General features: G+C 40.0%; 25 protein-coding genes and 2 pseudogenes. 10 read left to right on the top strand and 17 right to left on the bottom strand.

From position 1 onward, the window contains the following. Positions 1-170 precede the first annotated feature (170 nt). Positions 171-2,774, bottom strand: a complete 2,604-nt coding sequence (ppsA, locus tag KXD37_RS18055; protein ID WP_188323046.1) for a phosphoenolpyruvate synthase — start codon at positions 2,772-2,774, stop codon at positions 171-173. Between the two features lie 510 nt (positions 2,775-3,284). Here ppsA and KXD37_RS18050 point away from each other — a divergent pair. Then, positions 3,285-3,369: pseudogene (locus KXD37_RS18050) on the top strand (putative holin-like toxin). A 658-nt stretch (positions 3,370-4,027) separates the two neighbouring features. Here KXD37_RS18050 and KXD37_RS18045 read toward each other — a convergent pair. From KXD37_RS18045 to KXD37_RS18030, 4 genes are all read right to left on the bottom strand, one after another. After that, positions 4,028-4,930, bottom strand: coding sequence for a tyrosine-type recombinase/integrase (locus tag KXD37_RS18045; protein ID WP_240671131.1), 903 nt, complete (start codon positions 4,928-4,930; stop codon positions 4,028-4,030). A gap of 89 nt (positions 4,931-5,019) precedes the next feature. Next, positions 5,020-5,166, bottom strand: coding sequence for a hypothetical protein (locus KXD37_RS18040; RefSeq protein WP_223203879.1), 147 nt, complete (start codon positions 5,164-5,166; stop codon positions 5,020-5,022). Between the two features lie 225 nt (positions 5,167-5,391). Further along, positions 5,392-5,811 carry a hypothetical protein gene (locus KXD37_RS18035; protein ID WP_024121695.1) on the bottom strand — a complete coding sequence of 140 codons (420 nt, stop codon included), beginning with the start codon at positions 5,809-5,811 and terminating at the stop codon, positions 5,392-5,394. A gap of 59 nt (positions 5,812-5,870) precedes the next feature. After that, positions 5,871-6,617 carry an SDR family NAD(P)-dependent oxidoreductase gene (locus tag KXD37_RS18030; protein WP_188323047.1) on the bottom strand — a complete coding sequence of 249 codons (747 nt, stop codon included), beginning with the start codon at positions 6,615-6,617 and terminating at the stop codon, positions 5,871-5,873. A 168-nt stretch (positions 6,618-6,785) separates the two neighbouring features. On the opposite strand from KXD37_RS18030, the gene KXD37_RS18025 reads away from it, so the two are divergent. Together KXD37_RS18025 and KXD37_RS18020 are read left to right on the top strand one after the other, a co-directional pair. Beyond that, positions 6,786-7,142 carry a winged helix-turn-helix transcriptional regulator gene (locus KXD37_RS18025; RefSeq protein WP_024121697.1) on the top strand — a complete coding sequence of 119 codons (357 nt, stop codon included), beginning with the start codon at positions 6,786-6,788 and terminating at the stop codon, positions 7,140-7,142. Next, positions 7,139-7,381 carry a hypothetical protein gene (locus tag KXD37_RS18020; RefSeq protein WP_049809936.1) on the top strand — a complete coding sequence of 81 codons (243 nt, stop codon included), beginning with the start codon at positions 7,139-7,141 and terminating at the stop codon, positions 7,379-7,381. The genes KXD37_RS18025 and KXD37_RS18020 overlap by 4 nt, the downstream gene beginning before the upstream one ends. Positions 7,382-7,881: 500 nt before the next feature. On the opposite strand, the gene csaA is transcribed toward KXD37_RS18020, so the two are convergent. From csaA to KXD37_RS17985, 7 genes are all read right to left on the bottom strand, one after another. Beyond that, positions 7,882-8,214: a chaperone CsaA gene (gene csaA, locus KXD37_RS18015; RefSeq protein WP_188323048.1), complete on the bottom strand. Its 333-nt coding sequence runs from the start codon at positions 8,212-8,214 to the stop codon at positions 7,882-7,884. 62 nt (positions 8,215-8,276) lie between these two features. Further along, the gene (locus KXD37_RS18010; RefSeq protein ID WP_263463394.1) at positions 8,277-8,999 is read right to left on the bottom strand and encodes a helix-turn-helix domain-containing protein; all 723 of its coding nucleotides are present in this window, start codon (positions 8,997-8,999) and stop codon (positions 8,277-8,279) included. Then, entirely contained in the window at positions 8,999-9,751 is a 753-nt protein-coding gene (locus KXD37_RS18005; protein ID WP_106021262.1) for a GNAT family N-acetyltransferase, read from the bottom strand. The genes KXD37_RS18010 and KXD37_RS18005 overlap by 1 nt, the downstream gene beginning before the upstream one ends. 77 nt (positions 9,752-9,828) lie before the next feature. Further along, positions 9,829-10,404, bottom strand: coding sequence for a TetR/AcrR family transcriptional regulator (locus tag KXD37_RS18000; RefSeq protein ID WP_263463393.1), 576 nt, complete (start codon positions 10,402-10,404; stop codon positions 9,829-9,831). 2 nt (positions 10,405-10,406) lie between these two features. Next, positions 10,407-11,111, bottom strand: coding sequence for an MBL fold metallo-hydrolase (locus KXD37_RS17995; RefSeq protein ID WP_106021266.1), 705 nt, complete (start codon positions 11,109-11,111; stop codon positions 10,407-10,409). Between the two features lie 76 nt (positions 11,112-11,187). Continuing rightward, on the bottom strand, positions 11,188-11,673 hold the full coding sequence (locus KXD37_RS17990) for a GyrI-like domain-containing protein (RefSeq protein WP_188323051.1): 486 nt from the start codon (positions 11,671-11,673) through the stop codon (positions 11,188-11,190). Positions 11,674-11,725: 52 nt separating this feature from the next. Then, positions 11,726-12,664 (bottom strand): helix-turn-helix transcriptional regulator, encoded by a 939-nt coding sequence (locus KXD37_RS17985; RefSeq protein ID WP_106022150.1) that lies wholly within the window; start codon positions 12,662-12,664, stop codon positions 11,726-11,728. Between the two features lie 206 nt (positions 12,665-12,870). Between KXD37_RS17985 and csk22 the strand changes: the two genes are divergently transcribed. After that, on the top strand, positions 12,871-13,413 hold the full coding sequence (gene csk22, locus KXD37_RS17980) for a mother cell-specific sporulation protein Csk22 (RefSeq protein ID WP_095713089.1): 543 nt from the start codon (positions 12,871-12,873) through the stop codon (positions 13,411-13,413). Between the two features lie 30 nt (positions 13,414-13,443). On the opposite strand, the gene czrA is transcribed toward csk22, so the two are convergent. Continuing rightward, on the bottom strand, positions 13,444-13,776 hold the full coding sequence (gene czrA, locus KXD37_RS17975) for a Zn(II)-responsive metalloregulatory transcriptional repressor CzrA (RefSeq protein ID WP_024121707.1): 333 nt from the start codon (positions 13,774-13,776) through the stop codon (positions 13,444-13,446). 191 nt (positions 13,777-13,967) lie between these two features. Between czrA and KXD37_RS17970 the strand changes: the two genes are divergently transcribed. After that, on the top strand, positions 13,968-14,642 hold the full coding sequence (locus KXD37_RS17970; protein ID WP_024121708.1) for a lysozyme family protein: 675 nt from the start codon (positions 13,968-13,970) through the stop codon (positions 14,640-14,642). A 92-nt stretch (positions 14,643-14,734) separates the two neighbouring features. Here the strand turns inward: KXD37_RS17970 and KXD37_RS17965 are convergent, their stop codons facing one another. Both KXD37_RS17965 and KXD37_RS17960 read right to left on the bottom strand, forming a co-directional pair. Then, positions 14,735-15,271, bottom strand: coding sequence for a DUF420 domain-containing protein (locus KXD37_RS17965; RefSeq protein WP_003231280.1), 537 nt, complete (start codon positions 15,269-15,271; stop codon positions 14,735-14,737). 137 nt (positions 15,272-15,408) lie between these two features. Next, on the bottom strand, positions 15,409-16,191 hold the full coding sequence (locus KXD37_RS17960) for a VLRF1 family aeRF1-type release factor (RefSeq protein WP_024121709.1): 783 nt from the start codon (positions 16,189-16,191) through the stop codon (positions 15,409-15,411). A gap of 170 nt (positions 16,192-16,361) precedes the next feature. Here KXD37_RS17960 and KXD37_RS17955 point away from each other — a divergent pair, with 170 nt between their 5' ends. The 5 genes from KXD37_RS17955 to desR all read left to right on the top strand — a co-directional run bounded on the left by KXD37_RS17955 (position 16,362) and on the right by desR (position 20,967). Continuing rightward, complete coding sequence (locus KXD37_RS17955) at positions 16,362-16,859, top strand: hypothetical protein (RefSeq protein ID WP_024121710.1); 498 nt, start codon at positions 16,362-16,364, stop codon at positions 16,857-16,859. A 64-nt stretch (positions 16,860-16,923) separates the two neighbouring features. Then, positions 16,924-17,901 carry a S66 peptidase family protein gene (locus KXD37_RS17950; protein ID WP_263463392.1) on the top strand — a complete coding sequence of 326 codons (978 nt, stop codon included), beginning with the start codon at positions 16,924-16,926 and terminating at the stop codon, positions 17,899-17,901. A 157-nt stretch (positions 17,902-18,058) separates the two neighbouring features. After that, positions 18,059-19,117 carry a fatty acid desaturase DesE gene (gene desE, locus KXD37_RS17945; RefSeq protein WP_106021272.1) on the top strand — a complete coding sequence of 353 codons (1,059 nt, stop codon included), beginning with the start codon at positions 18,059-18,061 and terminating at the stop codon, positions 19,115-19,117. Between the two features lie 119 nt (positions 19,118-19,236). After that, entirely contained in the window at positions 19,237-20,349 is a 1,113-nt protein-coding gene (gene desK / locus KXD37_RS17940) for a two-component sensor histidine kinase DesK (RefSeq protein WP_024121713.1), read from the top strand. Positions 20,350-20,367: 18 nt separating this feature from the next. Beyond that, a complete protein-coding gene (gene desR, locus KXD37_RS17935) occupies positions 20,368-20,967 on the top strand; it encodes a two-component system response regulator DesR (protein WP_010334571.1) in 600 nt (199 codons plus the stop codon). A gap of 330 nt (positions 20,968-21,297) precedes the next feature. Here the strand turns inward: desR and KXD37_RS24150 are convergent. Together KXD37_RS24150 and KXD37_RS17930 are read right to left on the bottom strand one after the other, a co-directional pair. Then, a pseudogene (locus KXD37_RS24150) lies at positions 21,298-21,374 on the bottom strand (lipoprotein); the annotation flags it as partial. Beyond that, positions 21,361-21,825 carry a sodium:solute symporter family transporter gene (locus tag KXD37_RS17930; protein ID WP_255002748.1) on the bottom strand — a complete coding sequence of 155 codons (465 nt, stop codon included), beginning with the start codon at positions 21,823-21,825 and terminating at the stop codon, positions 21,361-21,363. The pseudogene KXD37_RS24150 and the gene KXD37_RS17930, both read right to left, overlap by 14 nt. Positions 21,826-21,992: the final 167 nt, after the last annotated feature.

Genomic DNA, 21,992 nt, shown 5'->3' with positions numbered 1-21,992 from the left:
TAATCTTGTCGAAGAATAGCTAAGGCCTCAATGTGTGTAGCAAGCCATCAAATATTCAACATTCACTAAGTGTCCTTATCTCTGCTCAAGAAGATAAAAGAATGAACAGTATAACCGTTCTTTTATCCATTTAAGGCGTCCATTATGATAAGATCTTAATTGATAAGCCATTACAATATTTCAATGTACCCTTCTGTTCCATTCACACGAATTCGTTGCCCGTCTTTGATTAGTCTGGTAGCATTTTCAACTCCAACAACTGCAGGTAAGCCATATTCACGCGCTATAACTGCTCCATGGGTCATCAGTCCACCAACTTCGGTGACTAGGCCTTTTATGGATACAAACAATGGTGTCCAGCTAGGATCAGTAAAGGAAGTGACTAATATATCTCCAGCTTCTAGATCAGCATCTTCCATGTTTAAGATGACACGTGCTCGCCCCTCTATAACTCCGGAGGAAACAGGTAGACCTACAATCGCTCCGGCTGGGAGATTTTCTCGTTTGTACTCGCCTGTAATGATTTCACCATCAGACGTGATAACACGTGGTGGAGATAGTTTTTCATATAAATTATACTCGTCTTTTCGTTTGCTTATGATTTGGTAATCCAGTTTATTTGTGCGTACGACTTCGTGAAGTTCTTCAAAAGTGAGATAGTATATATCTTCTTTTTCATGAATAACGCCCACTTTTACGAGTTGTTCGGCTTCTTTCAGTAAAGCCTGCTTATAAACGAAGTAGCGATTAACCATGCCGTATTTTGGATATTCCCGATAACCGATGAAATTCCGGATTATGTCGATCATTCGTTTGGTTTCTTTGGCTTTTTGTTCACCATCCGGTAATTGCTTCAATCGATCTAATAACTCTTGTTCTTTCTTCAAAGCCTCCTGTCGCCCTTGTTCAAATTTCCGATGGCTGGCATTAGACTCAAAGTTTTTGATATTATTAAGAATCATTGGGACAAGTGTAGTTGGTTTTTCGCTCCACCGAGTTCTTGTAATATCAATTTCTCCGGCACACCGCATTCCGTATTTGTTGAGATAAGCATAGATAGCGTCTTGGATTTTCTGTCCATTTTCAAACTCAACCAGCTCATCCAAAAAGTGATCATTTTTTACATGCTGTAAATAAGCAATTACTTCTGGATAAGGACGTATCACGTCTGCGACGTCCAATAGCGCAAGACCCATTTCTGAAGTAATATTATGAGGTACAGATTGAGAAAGCGTATCTGCTGCGTTTTTTTCGCCTAACCACTCGTTCATTTTTTCGTTAATCCATGATGTAGCATTTATAGCAGCCATAAACACAGCCGAACTTTGTGGGTCAAATAAGATCTTCTTTAATTGCTGGATATCTTCGAGAATAAAATCAAACAAATCCGATCCCGATTTCGTTTGGATGTTTTGTTTTAACTCTTCTATCGATGTTTGACTACGCTTAATCAAATCAGAAACGATTGTTGGATCGTTCTCGAATTGTGCCAGCATATCTGTATTGTTACTTCGGTTGGGAATCGTTGCTGTTTTATCATTTGGTATCGACTTAATGAAATCCCGTCGCTCAATTGTTGTCATAAGTGCGTCTTTTAAGAGCGGATCGTGTTGTCCCATGCCATTTAATAAAAATTCTCTGCTGTCAGGTGATGCCAGATTATGTGTGACATCAACAAATAACCTTCCACCAGCTTTATGCATGGGTGCAGAAGTCGTCAACAGAAAAAAAGACAATCCCAGTGGTTTTATGGGATCCGTCATCATTTGTTGATGACCAACAGAGATATAGACGTGATTTTCTTGATCACTCGCTTCAGGGATAGGGTATAAAGTTGTGATTGGACGACTCTGGACAATATAAAAAGTATCGTCAACCAAACACCATTCGATATCTTGCGGGCAACCAAAATGAACTTCGATCTGTCTCCCGATGAGTGCCAGTTGTAAAATTTGTTCATCAGTCAGTGTTTGAGTCTTTTGCTGAGTAGGCTCGATCTGCTGTGTTTCTGTTCCTCCTTCTTTTCGTCCATAGTTAGCCAATTTTTTGGTTGCTATCATCTTATCGACGATTTGCTCATCCTGTACTTTATAACAATCGGCAGATACCAAGCCAGAGACCAGTGCTTCACCAAGTCCAAAACCGGCATCGATGGATAACACCTTTCTGTTGGAAGTGATTGGATCAGCGGTAAATAAAATCCCCGAAGTCTGTGGGAAAACCATCCTTTGAATGATAACGGATAAATAAACTTGGGTATGGTCGAATCCATTTTGCATGCGGTAGATTACCGCGCGATCCGTAAATAGGGAAGCCCAGCATTTGCTGATATGCAGCAAGATCGCTTCTTTGCCGATAATATTTAAATAGGTATCTAGCTGACCGGCAAAAGAAGCATGTGGTAAATCTTCAGCAGTCGCACTCGAACGTACGGCATAGGCATGTTCCTCACCAAACTGGGAGAGATAGTGAGCAACTGCTTTCACAACATCGGAAGGAATTTCTATTTCCATAATGATTTGTCGAATCTTTCTGCTGATTTTACCAATTTGATCTCGATCCTCAACTTTTAGCATGGCCAATTGATCCAACAACACTTGTAACGTTTCGTTTTGTTCGACGGCTTTTTGATATCCTATAGTTGTGACACAAAATCCTTCTGGTACTTGCAGACCTTGAATTTTTGATAATTCCCCTAAATTTAACCCTTTTCCTCCAACAAGCAAATGCTGTGTTTTTTCAATTTCGTGAAAACCAAGAACCAAAGAACTCATTCTACATCTCCCCTTCAAAAATAATAATTGACAAAGAGCTTTCCAGCATGATATAATAAAAATATAAGATGGATATCTATAACTTTTTACACAGAAAGCACACGTAGTCTGATTATATCACCGTGTCTATTTTTGTGCAATATAAAAAGAACCTGGGCTATTTCAACAGGTTCTTTTTTAATTTCCCGCTATCATTAGTCACAAAAAAGTCGGAACTTTATTCTATAGAAAGAACATGAAAAGTATTTACAAGAAAAAATGACCAATAAACAAAGCAACATCCAACTTTTATTCTTGTATTGTTTCCATATTCAAATTGAATTTTTATAGACAATATATCAAAGGTTTTATAACCGAATACAAAAAAGAACCTGCATTTTGCAAGCTCCTTTCACGTTGTCAATATATTGTGAATGTTTAACGACAAGGACATTTATGTATAAATATTTCCTATAAAGTTTGCTCACTCAAGGGAGTCTTGATCATCCCCTAATGAAAGGGGGTGATGCTATGTCAATATTCCAGGCATTAATGCTAATGTCTTTCATTCGAGTCGTTTATAATCGCCCTGTTGACGTATATAAATAAAAAATAGACCTCCCTTGAGCCTCAGAACCTAAAGGGATAGGTCTACCAAGAAACCATATCGAGCAAGCCCTATGATGGGCAGCTTTTTGTACAGAGCCGGGGTGTTGGTAGCACCCTGGCCTTTTATGTTAAAAAGAAGATTCAGAAACTAAGTCAAAAAAAAATGAAGATATCGATACTAACATTTAATGCCTATTGAGAGTTCCTAGGCATTTTTTTGTGCAACAAAGAAAGACCCAGATCAAAAAGTCTAGGTCATACTGGTTCCTTCTATTCGCTTTGATATTTAGTACGTTTTCGTTGATTTAACTACGTTTATGACAACTCTTAAATGTATACTTCGGGTCACAGTTGGGGTCACACTCAGGTCATAACATGACTTTTACCGGTTTCAAATCATCCAATACAAACTAATCATTGTACAGTAATCTCCCCTATTTCTCTTCATTTCATATTTTCACAACAAATTCAAACATACAATAACAAAGTACTCCTTGCATTTCCTCACCCGTCATGCTATATTCATATAGCGATGAGCTGAATTGTGTAAGCCGATGTACATGCCCTTTGCAGCACACACGAATGTGGCGTGTTCAAAGAGGTACTACAAAGCCTTACACAGCGTAGCTCATCGCTTTTTTAATTCTGTCAGGTCACAGGTGAGGTCACGATTTTAATAATAAATCCATCTTATCTGCTGCTTCTAGTTGCATTGATGGAAGAGCGTGACTGTATGTTCCTAATCTTTGTTTAATATCAGAATGACCTAACCTCTCTTGTACTATTTTTGGACTTACTCCAATACTGATTAGATACGTAGCATGTGTGTGTCTCAGTGCATGAGGTTTAATCTTTGGTAATCTTAGCTGTTTGCGTATTGAGTGAAATCCCCTTCTCCAATTACAAGGCGGCAACCAATCCCCCATTTTCGTACATACCACTAAATCTAGATCATTGTATTTTACTCCTGCTTCTATCTTGTCCCTTTCAACCAACCTTTTATGTTTCCGTAAGCTTTCACATAGTGACTCAGGTATATTAACATTTCTGTATGAGTTAACTGTTTTAACTTCTGGCTCTAACCCATAGTTACCTTTATCATCTATCCTACATAGTGTTTGGCGTATTGTGATATACCGTTTTTCCCAGTTAATACTCTTCCATTCTAACCCCAGAACCTCACCCATTCTCAAACCAGTCTTAATGGATATTTCATAAGCAATGTAATGTCTTGATGGGCGTTTAAGTTTTGAAGTATCCAGGAAACGTTTAATTTCTTCAGGAGTCCAAGTCTCCACTATGCTCTTTTCTCTTGGTAAGTTCAATTCATCAAAGATGGCCATATCAATTTTTCTTCTTCGTGATGCCTTTTTGAATATGCTCCTGGTTACCTGTACTGCTCTTCTTACTGTGTCAGCAGATACTTTTCGTTCAAAGTGGAGTGTATTTATGTGTTGCTGCAATACATCCTCTGTGATCTCATCGAATTTGTATACCGATAAATAAGAAAGAACATTGTATTGAAGTATCTCTCTATAGTTGTTAAATGTACTTGGTCTAAGCTTCACTCTTTTTGATTCTAACCAGGATTCAGCATACGTTCCAAATGATTCAGGTATCTCAGGTAAGTAGTTCTTTTCTTCTTCAACCTCAAGAATTACCTGTCTAAGTACCTCTTGAGCTTCTTTATAAGTCTTAATCCCTTTTCTTTTACGCTGAATTCTCTTTTTGTTATTGGATGCGTTCCACCTGAATAAACAAAATAGTATGTTCCTGATTTTTCATCTTTTTTAACTTTTGTCATTCTGCTCACCTTTTTAAGTGAACACAAGGGAAAACGTACTAAAGACAATTATAATGACATGCTTATAAGAAGTCACACAATATATAGAGTGGACAGCAGCACACTAGGTTCGGAAGAATGTTCCGACCCTTTAACGCCCCTCTCTTCCCTTGTGATAACAAGAATACCCATCCATATTTTAACACACTGCATAAAAAAGACCCCCAGCTAAAGGGAGTCTAGTTTTTAATAAACTTCATCTAAAAGTTTCTCGCTTAAATCCTTAAATTTACCTTCATCTTTTAGAGCATTAAGAAGCGCTATCACTTTCTTTTCTTTAATTCCAAGAACTTTAGATAAGATATCACGCACTTCTGCAAAGTCAGGGACTTTCTCATTATGTAACTCCTGACTTGAAATGCCTTCAACCTCTTTTCGATACTGTTCTGGTGGCTGAGGACTATTTAGAACACGATCATTTAAGACTGATAAGATATATTCCAATTCTCTTCTTTTCTCACTATAAATATTATGTTGAATTAACCAATTGGAATAAGGGTATCTTGGATCATTCAGTTTTGCATTACTAAGCTTTAAGATTTGCCATTTAAGCTCTTCAATTTCTTGTTCAAGAAGTTCAACCTTTTCTTCTAATTGATTAGTCATTTATAGCCCTCCTGTGAATTATAGAAGTATCCAAAGTACCCCTTCTCTGCGCAGTGAAATTATACCTGTGCTAGCCCGCCATCTACGAACAATTCAATACCCGTCAAGTAACTGCTTTCGTCTGAAGCAAGGAAAGATACAGCGTTTGCTACTTCTTCAGGTGTCCCAACTTTTCCAGTTGGAACAGTATTTCTGGTATTTTCCATTGCTCCTTCAAGTGCATCACCAAAAAGCTCATCGTATGCAGGTGTAAGAATAACTCCTGGACTAACCACATTTACACGGATTTCAGTACCTTTTAGGTCAAGAATCCAGTTGCGAACTAGTGCTCTTAATGCTGCTTTAGATGCTCCATATACACTAAACGCTGGGTTGCCAATTGATCCAGCAGTAGAGCCCGTTACAATAATAGAACCTACTTTGTCCGGGAATAGTGATAACGCTTTTTGAACAGTAAAGATGGTTCCTTTAACGTTAATGTCGAACGTTCTATCAACCTGCTCTTCAGTAATTTCACCTAATGGAAGGAAGTTTCCGGTGCCTGCATTAGCAAAAAGAATGTCCAACTTACCTTTTTCCTGCTTTATAATGTCATATAGTTTGTCTAAGTCTTCAAGCTTAGAAATATCACCTTGAACACCGGTTACGTTCTTGCCAATTTGGTTAACAGCTTTATCAAGTTCGTTTTGTCTACGTCCCGTGATATAAACATATGCACCTTCGTTTACAAATTTTTGTGCTGTAGCAAGACCAATCCCACTTGTTCCACCCGTTACAAGCGCTATTTCACCTTCAAATTTACCCATACTTAACACTCCTTTAGAATTAATTTTATTTTATGTCTAGTACCTTTAAGTACTTGAAGAACAACTTACAAGATATAGTATCCTTCAGTAAGCACATTATCGGAAGTACCCACTTTTTTGTGATATAGTAACTAAAAAGTAATAAATGTGGAATGGAGAGCTTTAGACATGAAAAAATTTAGCTGTGGGTTTGAAGTGACAAAGGAAGTTATTGGCGGAAAATGGAAAGGCCTTGTATTATACTTTTTAATGAATGGACCAAAGAGAACGAGTGAATTAAAGCGCATTATCCCAAATATAACTCAGAAAATGCTGATTCAAACACTTAGAGAGCTTGAAGCCAGTGGACTTGTGAGCAGAAAGATGTATAATCAAGTACCCCCGAAGGTTGAATATTCATCCACTGAACTTGGAGAATCTCTTAAACCTATCTTGCAGGAGCTCTGTCAATGGGGAGGCCATTATGCGGAGCAAGAGTATGCAGAAGGTGAATATGAAATTGTACAACCAGAACAACTAAAGTGAGGATTGATGTAGCTGCTGAAGTAAATGCTAAACAACTTCAATACCATCACCTGACAGATGAAGAACAGTCAGAAATAAATGAGATATTCAATTATGAAAGTGAAGTTTTAATAAGAAGTATCATGGACTATATTCAGGAGAACTTTGATGAAATTCAAAAAAGAGCTGTTTCAAATGTTAAAAAGAAGGTTCAGAAACTTAGCCAAAAAATAAATGAAGATATTGATAATAATATTTAATGCCTATCTAGAGATAATAGGCATTTTTTTGTGCATAAAAAAGACCTGAATTAAAAATCCAGGTCACATTACTCCCCTGTATTCACCTTATTATTTAGTACGTTTTTATTGATTTAACAGCATTTATTCACATCCACAAAACGGTGTTTCAGGTCATAATCAGGTCACAGTACGGGTCACAGTTAAGTCAATTTTCTGAGTTTGGACAATAAAACACCAGCTTAATATCGTCATACAATTTAACAATATTACGATTGAATTTTGTGTTTTCGCTTACTTTCGACAACATCATACAAAATAAGACAAGTTTTATTACGTTTTCAATTACAATAACAAAGTACTCCTTGCATTTCCTCAACCGTCATGCTATATTCATATAGCGATGAGCTGAATTGTGTAAGCCGATGTACATGCCCTTTGCGGCACACACGAATGTGGCGTGTGGTGCATCGCCTCAATACGCAAAGACGTTTGCCTCTTAGGCAAACGTCTTTTTTGTGTTATCCGATTTTTGTTCCGTTTGATAATGGTTGTTCAGGCTGAAGCAGGACGACATCACCTTGGCCGGGAATGCCGCCGAGGACTAAGACTTCGGATTTAAAACCTGCGATTCGGCGCGGCGGGAAGTTCACGACAGCGATAATTTGTGTGTTGGTCAGTTCTTCCGGGCAATAGCGCTTTGTGATTTGCGCGCTTGATTGTTTAATGCCGATATCTTCTCCAAAATCAATGAACAGTTTAATTGACGGATTTCTTGCTTCAGGGAATTCTTCCGCTTTGATAATGGTGCCAGTTCTGATATCCAGTTTTTCAAAATCTTCAATTACAGCCATCATTATATCTCCTTTTTCTTACTATTTTAAAAGAGACACCTGCTAAATGTTTAACCAAAAGCTCATATTTTTTTATCCGAATGAAAGGTGTTCCGGTATATTCGGGGTGATACACCTGTACTTTTTACAAACCATCTTGTAAAAGAAGAAAGGTTTTGAAAGCCGAGCGCTTGACTCACGACAGTCAGCGTAACATTTTTCTCAATCAGCATCCGTTTCGCTTCCTCAAGACGGAGGTCAGCTATATAGGCTTTAGGGGACTTACCGGTCTGTTTCTTAAACCAGCTTGAATAGTAAGCTGGGTGATAATGTTCAATTTCCGCCAGCTTTTGTATTGTCAGCGGCTCAGACAAATGGCTATGGATGTATGCGATTGACGCATGAGTATGGGTTTGCAGTTTTTCTTTTATGTATTGAACAAGCAGGTGGAGCGTGTGCGCTGAGCGTGTGTTTGCTTCCTCTATTAATAAGTGCCTGATCGAAGACCAAAAAGGATCGATTGCAGCTTCAATCCCTGCGGCTGCATGATGCTCCTCAATTTTCATCGCCTGAAGCGGCACATCCAGCACAAGACATTCATTTCTGCCAATAGAGCGGAACCGGTGCTCGCACTCTGGCGGAATATATAAAAATTGATCCGGCTTTAATTTGACCTGCCGATCCTCTGTTTCAAGATCGATATTCCCTTCAAGGGGAAAAAGAAATTGGCTGTACGTGTGCTTATGTGAGGAATAAAGGCGTGTATATGTCCGTTTTTCACAGATAATCTCTTGAAGCGAATTCATCAGCCATCCTCCTTTTTGATCCGGTAATGGTGTTCCGATATAGGCAAGAACCCAATTTTTTCATACAAAGAAACGGCGGCTGAGTTTTCTTTCATCACTTGCAAGTACATATACTTAGCTCCATGGTTCATTGACCATTCAGTCAGAGCCCTGATGACTTGAGTCCCTGCCCCTTTTCCTCTATGTTCCTTTGCTACTACAACGTTGCTGAGTCCGCCATAGCCATCGATAACGGAAGCCGTGCCCACTGCTGTCAGGCTGCCTTGGTCATACATAGTGAAAAAGGTTTTACACGGCTGTATTCGTTTGAAAATGCTTGTATAGCCGCAATGCCGTTCTGGTGAAAATTCTTCTAATCGGATAAAATCATCAATCCATGAAGACGATGGCTGTTGCTCCCACTTATATGTAAATCGGCTGTTGTCAAAAGTACGATCTAAAATATCGCAGCATGATGCTGTCATCTGAAAACATTCATCAATCTTTTCATATCCGCTGTCTGCCAATGCATCATCCAGTCCTTCCGGAGATGCGTCACTGATTTGAATACAAACGGGCAGACCTAAACTTTTATAGAAATGCTCGATCTCTTTTTGGTAATCTCCTTCTGGCATGTCCGCCGATGTCCATACGCTGTTCGCCCGTTTGGTTACGCCAAAGTTCGCTCTGAGAAGCCATTTCCCCATTCTTTTTTGAATATAAGACGGCCATGATGCTGCCGCTAATTGCTCAATTTTGTAAATATCATGCATCGCCTCTTGCTCTCCCTTATATATACTGCATGATATATTATACAATATTCAGAAATATAAGACATACATTATTTAGTTTACATAATACTTTTATTGTTTATTGACAGACCCGATAGAAATAATCGAATTGAAAATGCTAAGCTTTCTGAAATGTCTTCCTTTAATTCAAACGCTTCTTTTCCGATTAAAGTCGCGAATCCGTGCAGCAAGCTTCGCAGCCCTCTTGTTGCATGGATCACAGTCTGTTCGTTTGCATAACCGCTGTCAATTAGCAGTTTCGTGACAAGACGGACAATCTGGTTTGACAGGCTTTCAGCTCTTTCATCTTGAATTTTAAGTAAAGTCGCTTCATAATAACCCGGATTTTCAACTGCAAACCCAACATATGCATCGCCTAAAGATAGCAAGGCGGACTCCCCCTTCTGTTCTTTGACGGAATCAGCCATCGTATCAAAAAGCCTTGTCAAACCGCTAACGGCAAGCTCTGTTCTGATTCCCTGCAGCCCGCTTATGTGATTATACAGAGACGGGGGCCGTACATTCATTTTTTTAGAGAGTGCGGCTAGTGTTACGCCGTTTATTCCTTCCTGATCAGCAATCTCTGCCGCCGCTTCTATAATCATCTTTTGATGTAATCCTGCTCTCGGTGACATGGTCAGACCCCCTTCTTTGCTTTTTGAATTGCTAATTTCATCGACTGTTCTGGTGAAGCAAGGAAATTCCCATGTCCGACCGCGAGACAGCTCGGCGCCTTGTCAACAAGCCATTCCGCGCTTCTTACAGCAGCCTCCTTATTCCAAGTGGCGAAGGCAGGAAAAGGAAATGTCCATCTCATCTGGCCGGAGACGGCTATTCCCCCGCGTAGTTGAAATGCATCCCCAGCTATTACAATTCCGTTTCTTGTGTCCAGAAACGACATGCTTCCCGGGGTATGACCTGGGGTTGAAATCGCAAGGAGAGAACCGATTGTTTCGCCACCCGCCAGCAAAACGTCAGGCTTTGTTTTGATATTTTTTGGAATTCCTCCTTTTATAGGCGTCTGCGGTTCATCTTTCCGCAAAGAAACATCACCTTTTAACAAGAATGAATCACGCTCGGATATGACAACCTTTGCATGAGGAAAGGCTTGGGACAGTGCATCCAGCGAACCGACATGATCACCGTGCGCATGAGTCAATAAAATGTGTTGTAACGGTTTTCCCAGCTGATTCACTGCTTGGATAATCCCTTTATAGCTGTTCGGAAGACCAGTATCAATTAAGGTTACTTCATTTTCTTCCTCTACAAGATAACAATTGACCGGAAATAATGTCGGATAAAACGTCAGCTGCCGCACAGTTTGATTCTGAATCATTCTCATATGATAACTCCTCCTGAATAAAAAACTAATGGTGTTAGTTTTATTATTAACTAATACCATTAGTTTTTCAAGAGTGTTATACCAAGTTTATGGCGACAAATATTTTAACCTGCGCCCGCTGCGGTGAAAGCGCACTTTGATCATACTGCTCAAAGTCTCCTGAAAACGTACGCAAATGGCGCTTATCCCAAGACCAGATTTCCTTCCATGTGTCGAGTACAATGTCTTCAATAGGACCGATTCTTGAAGTGAAAACAGCATAAGCGGAAGCCGGTAAATATATATCCTCATAAGGTTCCGAAAGCATGTCGCTATGCTCGGTAAAAGCGCCGACAGAAAATGTGTACAACCCATTCTCCTGCTGTTCGTAATGAGAGTATAAAGCGATAATGCTCTGATCTTTTTTATTAGGCGGAAGTAACACGCTCGTATCCTGCTGCCAAAATCGATTCCATAAGAGCGGGATTTGTCTTTTTTCCGTCATTTCCAATGCATTGCTTGTTCTTTGTGACAGCCCTGAAAAGCGCTTTTGTTCTAAATGTGTCATATGTGAATAGCTCATATGATACCTCCTTTTACCTAGATTATAAAAGAAGAAACCTGACAGCATTGTGTCAGGTTTCATATATTTTTTGCATATGAAAAATCGTTTCTTTTACCTTTTCCCGGATATGAAGGGGTTCCAGGACCTCAATATCCTTGCCAAATTGCAGCAAGAAACCGATCAGCCATTGATCCTCAGGCAGAGATATCACCGCTCGGCAGGCTTCATTATCATTAAATAGAAGGACATCATTTCCAAACCATTCACTTATACGCTGATGCGCACCGGGCTGGACAAGAATGACCAGTTCAGTTAAACGGTCCTTTCGATACCAATTCGCATCCCAAGGCAGAGTCTCCAGCTGTATGTCTTTTCTCTTAAATGATTGATGTAAAACAGTCAGATCTTTCATCCGGCTTAATTTAAAAAAACGGAAATCGTTTCTAACCAGACAGTAGGCGTATAAATACCAGCGGCCTGTCTTGCACACCAACGTGTAAGGCTCTGTTTCACGGAGAAGTGTTTCCCCGTTTGCATTTGTATATGTAAATGATATGGTTGACGACCGATCGATTGCATCACTGATGTTTTCTCGAAGCGCTTTTTGGTCCTCTGTTTGTCCCCATGCCGTCATGTCAATAAACCATTTTTCCGTTTCTCGCTTAAATGCCTCTGCGGCCTGGTCAGGTATGAGATGTTTTATTTTTTGATAAGCCGCGCTGTGAGAAGCGGGTTCATACATCGATGAGACACTCTGCAAAGCGGAAGCAATAGCAAATAGCTCCTCTTCTTTCAGCCACTCTCTTTCAAGCCGATACGTTTCCATCACACTGATCCCGCCCCCGGCGCCTTGTGAGGTTACAATCGGAATGCCCGCTCTGCTGATCGTATCAATATCTCGGTAAACCGTTCTGACTGATACTTCAAACAAATCAGCTAGCTCAGCAGCCTGCACTTGTTTTTTGCTGATTAATAACATCACCATCGCTAACATACGTTCCAGTTTCATTTTTCGCACCTTGTCTCCTGCTTTTATTTTCCAATATTATCATACCATTTTATGAGGCTTGGGCATATCTATTATGCAGCCTAAAGGCATCGTGCATATGTTATGAAAACAGGGGCCTCCCCTTCTTTTTTTATGGGCATTGTTTATTTAGACTACTATTTCAAAACGGATAAGCATACACTTCTCAACGGAGGGGATATCACATCATGCATCTTACACTTCAAAGCGTTTATCCTGTCGTGATTATCGTCTTTTTTCTGTATAAAAAAATCAAGCGATCCATCGGATATCAGCCGCTGAAGCCTCGCTGGCTTTTTACTCGTATGATTCTTTTTTCAATGTTTGCATTCGGTCTCACCATCTTCAGTCTCATTCATCCTTTTTTATACGGATATTTCATTATCGGCATTCTCGGCGGATGTCTGCTGGTTTTTTTCGCCAGGAAAAATCTCTCCTTTGAAAAACGCAGAGGAAAAATTTATTTTCGGACTCATATTTGGGTAGAGCTTATTCTGCTAACCCTATTTCTATCTAGATTTCTTTATCGTGTAACAGAGCTGTACCTTGCCGCGCCTGATTTACACAGCCTGGGATCTTACAGCCAATCTATCGGTACTGATCCTTTCACGATTGGCGTCTGTTTTCTGATCGCCGTCTATTATATCGGTTTTTCCTCTATTGTCATCAAAATCAGCAGAAACGGGCTGGAACAAAATGGGCACAGTAAAGAAAAAGACATCCTTGCTTAATCGCGACATGCGGCAGCAAGGATGTCTTTTTTAATCGTGTCTTGTATGATGGATCATTTGCTGAAGCACATCTAAAACATGCTCATCCTCGGGAGAATAGTAGATTGATGTTCCTTCTCTGCGCGATTTCACGAGCCGTAGATTTTTTAAAAACCTGAGCTGATGGGATACTGTTGATTGCAGTAAATTCAGTTTCTCAGCGATCCCGTTCACAGCATGTTCACCCTGAGAAAGCAAATGGAGAATTCTGATTCTCGTAGGATCAGAAAGCGCTTTGAAGGTTTGTGCGACTAGAAATAAAGTTTCTTCGTCCAAATCGGTCACCGTTTCATTCGCACGGTCCGTTTCTCGAAATTCAGTCATGTGTCTCACCTTTCTTATTTCATAGTTTTATCTTATAACAAATGACCTTTCATGCAAACCTGTCTCTTCTTGTTCCAATTTAATCTCATAGTTTAAATTTATGTTTCAAATCAGGTTTTCACTTGGTCTGGTATACGTTCTGTGTCATAATGAAAAAGTCATACTGCTGCAAACATTGAGGGTGAAACACAGTGAAGAAAAAGAGAAAAGGCTGTTTCGCTGCTGCGGGTTTTATGATGATTTCTGTCTTTGTCATGGCCTCTTTTTTATTGGTCCTGCTTTTGTTCAACCGCGATTTAATCAAAAAACTTCCGATTGACACGAAAACAATTGTCCTCGAACGTTTAACTGATTATAAACCGCTGGTTGAGGACGAGCTTGAAAATCGGGGACTCTCCAATTACACATCGCTGATACTCGGCATGATGTATCAGGAGTCAAAAGGAAAAGGCAATGATCCGATGCAGTCCTCTGAATCTCTAGGGTTAAAGCGTAATGAGATAACAGACCCTCAACTCAGTATTAAACAAGGCATCAAGCAATTTACCCTCATGTACAAAACCGGTAAAGAAAAAGGTGTGGATTTGGATACGATTATTCAAAGCTACAACATGGGGGCAGGTTATATTGATTTTGTAGCTGAACATGGAGGAACGCATACTGAGGAATTGGCAAAACAATACTCCGAGCAGCAAGTCGAAAAAAATCCCGGGCTTTATACTTGCGGAGGAAATGAAAACAATTTCCGTTATCCGTATTGCTACGGTGATTACACGTACGCGGAAAAAGTAAAAGAAAAAACGAAAACTGTTGAAAAATCTTTACAAGTTGCAACACTTGAAACCATGGAATCAACGGCTCATTAAAGGAGCCTGTCAATTTACTGACAAAGCCCAAAACGATATTTGGGCTTTTGTTATGTTTACCAACCTCAAAAAAGCCATACAAAGTATGGCTTTTAATAATACGGTGATATCATCAAATATACAATAACGCCTGTAAGGCTGACATACAGCCACAGCGGCATTGTCCATCTGGCAATTTTTTTATGGCGCTCAACCTGCATGCTGAAGCCTCTGATCAGCGTAAACAGCGCAAGCGGCACGATAATTGCAGAAAGGCAGATATGCGTAATTAAAATAAAGAAGTAAATCGGACGCATAATACCTTCTCCGCCATACAGCGTATTCTCCGCAATCGAATGGTATGTGACATAGCAAATCAAAAACAATAAAGTTGTCGTAAAAGCAGCTAAAATAAAGCGTTTATGCGCCTTAATGTTTTTTTGTTTAATCATAATCAGTGCCGCCAACAAGAAGATAAACGTAAAGCTGTTGAATATCGCATTCAGCATTGGCAAAATGTGAATATTCGCATGGCTGAACTGATCTAATTTGGGCATAAAAAACAGCACTGCGATTAAACCGTTAATCAGAACTGTCAGTGTTAGGACAATTCCAGTATAATTTTTCGGTTTATTTTCTGTTTGATTCATTTGGTGACCTCTCCTAATTTGTACTGGCTATCCAAATCGTATGCAAATTCAACGGAGATGTCAACGTTTTCGATGGCTTCGTCAGAAATTAGACACACTTCAGAAGGCCGGCGCTTTAATAGCACCAGCCTTTTGGTTTATGCCTCTTGCATTAAATGGTCAACAACCTTATGTTCATTTTCATTCAGCAAATTCTTTTGGATTTTCGAATGAACGGGTTTGTTCATATGCTGATCGAGGATGTCAGCCGTTTCTTTATCACCGGCAATGATCATCCGCTCCCATTTTTTTGCCGCGGCCTTTTGGTCGAGGTTGGCCGCCAGCCGCTTGTACAGTCTCGTTTGATTCTCCGTTACATGATTCTTCAGCTGTTCCTCTTCTAATGAAGCCGATGTGGTTTTAGAAGACTGGCTGCTCTCCCATGATTCATTGATTACGTCATATTCATAATGTTCCACCGCTTCAATTTTGCCTAAAACGGTTTCTATAATTTTCACTTCATTTTGCTGCGTTAAAATAAAAGCCGTGCTTGGATACGTTTTGCGCAAATTCTCCAGCTGATCAAGTACAGCTGTCTCTTCCCAGTAAAATTTTGTTTCAACAGGAATTTGAAGCTTGATCGCTTCCCATATACCGCTATTCGAAACAAAAAACACGAGGCTGCGCGGCATGTTTTTTCCTATTCCGTTAAGGTGCTGATAGATTTTGTCCGTGATTGCATTCAGACACTTTTCTTCCTCAGGGTCACTTGCTGCCAGATATTCTTTTAATCTGCCGAACCCTGACTTAAGGGCAATTTTCCATTCTCCCCCTTGCTGCTCTGGATCCCTCATATCTGTGTTGAGATATAATGAGAGAATTTTGTCCGGGGATTCCAATTGGACATAACGCAATTTCTTAATCAATGAATCAATCGGCATTCATATTCCTCCTTTTGCAACGGGTTACTTTTCTTTTTCCTCTCTTAAAACCAATCAAACCTTCCTTGCACTAAATTCTAGCAATTATGGATTTATCATTTACAAACGCCTCTTCTATCTACTACAATTGGTTACTGTGTTTCTAACTATTTTTTGAAAGGGGTTTGATTTTGATTACCACTAAGGAAAAAAACCGCCAAGAGCTTGAAGAAGAGCTGAATCATTTAGAATTTCAAATTTATCGCATGCAGGAAAATATAAAGGATCTATCGAAAGATGCCAGAGTGCTTGGTATTGATCAATCGAAAGATGAAGATTGGATGATTGTTTCCTCGATTGATGATGGCCAAACATGCAAAATTATGCTCACAGATTGTGAAACAGCTTATAGAGGGAAAAGCTGCTTTTCACTTGTAGCATCCTATCAGGACGATGCCATTCATATTGGGGATATTAAAGGGCCTCCGAATTACGGCTTCGGTTCTATTTGTATGAAATATTTAAAAGATATTGCCAGAGACTGCAATATCCCGAAAGTTACCGGCGACATAGCCAAACGGGATTGGAATCATGTGGACAGACTCATTCATTTTTATGAAAAGCATCAATTTGAAGTATCCATTGACTACGATACACAATCAGGAAGCATTAAATGGACGGATTTCTAAAAAAGTCTGGAAGAATATGCCGAGATATGCTGTAATGGTGTAAAACTGTTTAGGAGGACCTGAAGTGTTTGCACCCAAACTGAAACCGGGAGACGAAATTCGAATCGTGTCTCCCGCCACCAGCATGTCCGTATTAACAAATGAAGCAAAGTTGCACGCAAAAACGACATTAGAACGATTGGGTTTTCGGGTGACCATTGCTGAATACGCAGAGGAGTTAAACGAATTCCAGTCATCCTCTATCGAATCAAGAGTAAGTGATCTGCACAGCGCCTTTTTTGATCCCGAAGTCAAAGCTATTTTAACAACACTCGGCGGATTCAACAGCAATCAGCTGCTGCGTTATCTTGATTACGAGAAAATCAAACAGAATCCAAAAATTCTTTGCGGCTATTCCGATATTACGGCTCTCGCCAATGCCATTTATCAAAAAACCGGTCTCGTTACATATTCAGGCCCCCACTTTTCTACGTTTGCAATGAAAAAAGGATTGGACTATATAAAAGATTATTTTCTGGCTTGCTGCGCTTCGGATGAAGCCTTTGAAATCCTGCCATCACAAGAGTGGAGTGATGACCAATGGTTTTCAGATCAAGAAAACAGGCACTTTTATCACCATTCCGGTCCTATTGTGATCCAGGATGGCTATGCTGAAGGCACATTGATTGGCGGCAACCTGTGTACACTTAATTTGCTGCAGGGAACGGAGTATTTTCCGGAAACAGAAAATACAATTTTACTGATTGAGGATGATTATATGTCGGACGCAAACATGTTTGACCGCGATTTACAATCGCTCATCCACCTCCCTTCTTTTTCAAATGTAAAGGGGATATTGATCGGCAGGTTCCAAAAAGCATCAAACGTATCAATAGATCACGTAAAAGCGATAGTTGGTACAAAAAAAGAATTATCCGGCCTCCCCGTCATCGCAAACATAAATGCCGGGCATACCTCTCCAATTGCCACGTTCCCTATTGGGGGAACATGCAGGCTTGAAGCTGTTTCGGGTACATCACGAATATGGATCGACAAACATTAAACAGCTTGTAAAATCTTTTTACAAGCTGTTTTCACATCTGCACGTCATCTCAGTCCACATGACAAATGTCATATATGATGTATGATGTGTGCTACTACAAAGACATCCTTCTCTTTCGTATACTTAAGCGAGACACACAATGAGAGGATCCTTTACTATGACTGAACCAACCCTTAAACACAAACAAAAACTGCTGACAAAGCAAGTCGCTGCTTTTGCTCAGCCCGAAACAAAAAACAGTCTGATTCAGCTTTTAAACACGTTTATCCCTTTCTTCGGACTGTGGTTTCTTGCTTATTTCAGCCTCAATGTCTCCTATCTTCTTACTTTAGCATTAACAGTGGTTGCCTCAGGGTTTTTGACAAGAATTTTCATTATCTTTCATGACTGCTGCCATCAATCATTTTTCAAACAAAAGCGCTATAACCATATTCTCGGTTTTCTGACAGGTGTTCTGACTTTATTCCCTTACCTTCAATGGCAGCACAGCCATTCGATTCATCACGCGACCAGCAGCAATCTGGATAAACGCGGAACAGGTGACATCTGGCTGTTAACGGTAAACGAATATAAAGCCGCATCTAGACGCACAAAACTTGCATACAGACTTTATAGAAATCCGTTTATCATGTTTATTCTCGGACCAATTTATGTTTTTCTGATCACCAACCGTTTTAACAAAAAAGGTGCAAGACGTAAGGAGCGTATGAACACGTACCTTACAAACCTGGCAATTGTGTCATTGGCTGCTGTTTGCTGCCTGATCTTTGGCTGGCAATCGTTTTTGCTGGTGCAAGGCCCTATCTTTCTGATCTCAGGTTCAATCGGCGTGTGGCTGTTTTATGTACAGCATACATTTGAAGACTCTTATTTTGAAGCAGATGAAAACTGGAGCTACGTTCAAGCCGCTGTGGAAGGCAGTTCATTTTATAAACTCCCGAAACTCCTTCAATGGCTGACAGGCAATATCGGTTACCACCATGTTCACCATTTGAGCCCAAAGGTGCCGAACTATAAGCTTGAAGTTGCTCATGAACATCACGAACCATTAAAAAACGTACCGACAATCACCTTAAAAACAAGCCTGCAATCACTCGCATTCCGTCTTTGGGATGAAGACAAAAAACAATTTGTGTCATTTCGGGATATCAAACAAATATCTTTCCGCCTTCCGCCTGATTCAACAGAAAAACAAAAGCTGCGGGAGAACGCCTGACAATTAGGAGGTCTTCTTATACAACAAGAAGACTTCCTTTTTATTGTTCGGTGGTGCAATCTGGCTTTTACAATGGTAAAGTTACATTTAAGATGAAAAGCTGAAAATGAGGTTATATCATGATCAAAAAGCATTTTACATTTCAAAAACTAAGCGGGATCACGCCTTATATATGGACGATATTTTTCATCCTGCCCTTCTACTTTATATTTAAATCATCTTCTACATTTGTTATTATCGTCGGAATTATTTTGACGCTTTTATTTTTTTCGGTTTATCGATTTGCTTTTGTCTCAAAAGGCTGGGCCATTTATTTGTGGGCGTTTCTGCTAATCGGCATTTCAACCGCCTCCATTACGCTGTTCAGTTATATTTATTTTGCTTTTTTTATTGCGTATTTTATTGGAAACATAAAAGAACGTGTCCCTTTCCACATTTTATATTACGTACATTTAATAAGCGCAGCTGTCGCAGCGAATTTCAGTCTTGTGTTAAAAAAAGAATTCTTTCTGACACAAATTCCTTTTGTAGTCATTACCCTCATCAGTGCAATTTTATTGCCGTTCAGTGTCAGAAGCCGCAAGGAGCGCGAACGGCTGGAAGAAAAACTTGAATTTGCAAATGAACGGATTGCCGATTTGGTAAAATTAGAAGAAAGGCAGCGGATTGCCCGCGATCTCCACGATACGCTTGGTCAAAAGCTTTCTCTTATCGGTTTAAAAAGCGATTTGGCGAGAAAATTAATATACAAAGATCCCGAACAAGCAGCGCGTGAGCTGAAAAGCGTTCAGCAAACAGCGAGAACTTCTTTAAATGAAGTAAGAAAAATCGTATCCTCTATGAAAGGCATCCGGCTCAAGGATGAAATCATAAATATCAAACAAATTCTCGAAGCTGCTGACATTACATTTATCTACGAAGTTGAGAAATTGCCCGAAAATATCTCATTGCTTAATGAAAATATTTTGAGCATGTGCTTAAAGGAAGCTGTCACAAATGTTGTGAAACACAGTCAGGCTAAAACATGCCGAGTTGATATTCAGGAGCTCTGGAAGGAAGTTGTTATTACAGTGTCTGACGATGGAACATTTCAAGGAAGAGACACGTGCTTTTCAAAAGGACATGGCTTACTCGGTATGAGAGAGCGTCTTGAATTTGCAAACGGGAGCCTTCACATCGACACCAAAAACGGAACCAAGCTTACCATGACGATTCCTAATAACTCAAAATAAACAAAAAGGATGGCTTACATGATTAGTATATTTATTGCGGAAGATCAGCAGATGCTGCTGGGCGCTTTAGGATCACTATTGAACTTAGAAGACGATATGAAAGTTGTCGGCAAAGGAACAACCGGACAGGATGCTGTCGAATTCGCAAAAAAACATCAGCCCGATGTATGCATTATGGACATTGAAATGCCCGGAAAGACAGGCCTTGAAGCTGCTGAGGAGTTAAAGGATACAGGCTGCAAAATTATTATCTTAACCACTTTTGCCCGCCCCGGCTACTTTCAGAGAGCCATTAAAGCCGGTGTTAAAGGCTATTTGTTGAAGGACAGTCCGAGTGAAGAGCTCGCGAGCGCCATCCGAAGCGTCATGAACGGAAAGCGTATCTACGCACCTGAGCTGATGGAGGATATGTATAGCGAGGCCAACCCTCTCACAGATAGAGAAAAAGAAGTGCTCGAACTTGTGGCTGACGGAAAAAACACAAAAGAAATCGCCCAAGAACTCAGCATTAAAAGCGGGACGGTGCGAAATTATATCTCTATGATTCTGGAAAAGCTTGAAGTGAAAAACCGTATAGAAGCCATTACGCGCTCAAAGGAAAAAGGCTGGTTTAAGTAAAAGAGGATCTTGGCATATGTCCAAAATCCTCTTTTGTTCATCTGCTACTCCCCACGCTGAAACAGGAGATATGTTGCCGCTCCAAGAATGAAAATAACACATCACATGACGCCAGCTTGACGTGCTTCCATGGTGTAATATCAACCTGCGGGTCATAATCAGGCTTGTATTCAATTTTGAAACCGCAGCAAATGCCGGTACTTTTTTCGTAAAGAAGCCACGGGGACATTAAAGAACCTGATCATCTCTTGAAGATTCTATACTGGAAGGCATAACACACGGAACTTTTATAGACAGAAGAAAAGAGGAGTAAACACATGATCTACTCCTCTAATTAGTTTCTTGCCTCTTCACTTCTTCATAGTCTGGTGTTTTCTTTGATAAACCAAGGCGTCATTTTCGCCATTCATTGTTCATTGACATACCGTCCACCTCTTGATGATAGCTGTATAGCTCTATGGCGCGTATAAAACAAATGGTGCTATGACATGGATACAATCCCGAGGCTGCAACAAAAATGCGCCCTGATTTGACAATTTCACCTTTACCATCATCTGGCTTGAACATTGGCTTGTATATATTTAATGTAAACAAGGTAACTGTACTGTTTAAAGCCCCACTGAAAGAGCTTAAAATCGCCCTGAATAAAATAGCGGCAAAAACACCAGTAAGTGACGCTGGCGATAAGTCGATGATCAATCGAGGGTATACACTGTCAGCATTTCTATTCCGAAGCCATACAAATGAAAAGGCAGTCACTCCCGGAACTACTATATAATACACTCCGATCAGTTTAAAAGCCCCCTTCTGGCCTTCATCTGAATGTTTAGCGTCTAACGCACGCTGAACAAATTGCATGGTTCATAATACAGGTGATTCACTAATAAACCTGTTCAAATCGTCGGCCGGGATACATCTGCCGAATTACGAATATCGATTGATTGGGTTTTTCAATTATGTAATGCAGTCAGTCTTGCAATTCTGCTCCCAAAGCTGCCATCTTCGACTGCAAGAACACCGAGAAC

The sequence above is a fragment of the Bacillus sp. XT-2 genome, from assembly GCF_025696525.1.
GTDB classification, from domain to species: Bacteria; Bacillota; Bacilli; order Bacillales; family Bacillaceae; genus Bacillus; species Bacillus halotolerans.
Note: the sequence above shows the minus strand (reverse complement) of the source record. Positions and strands in the feature narration are given on the sequence as shown.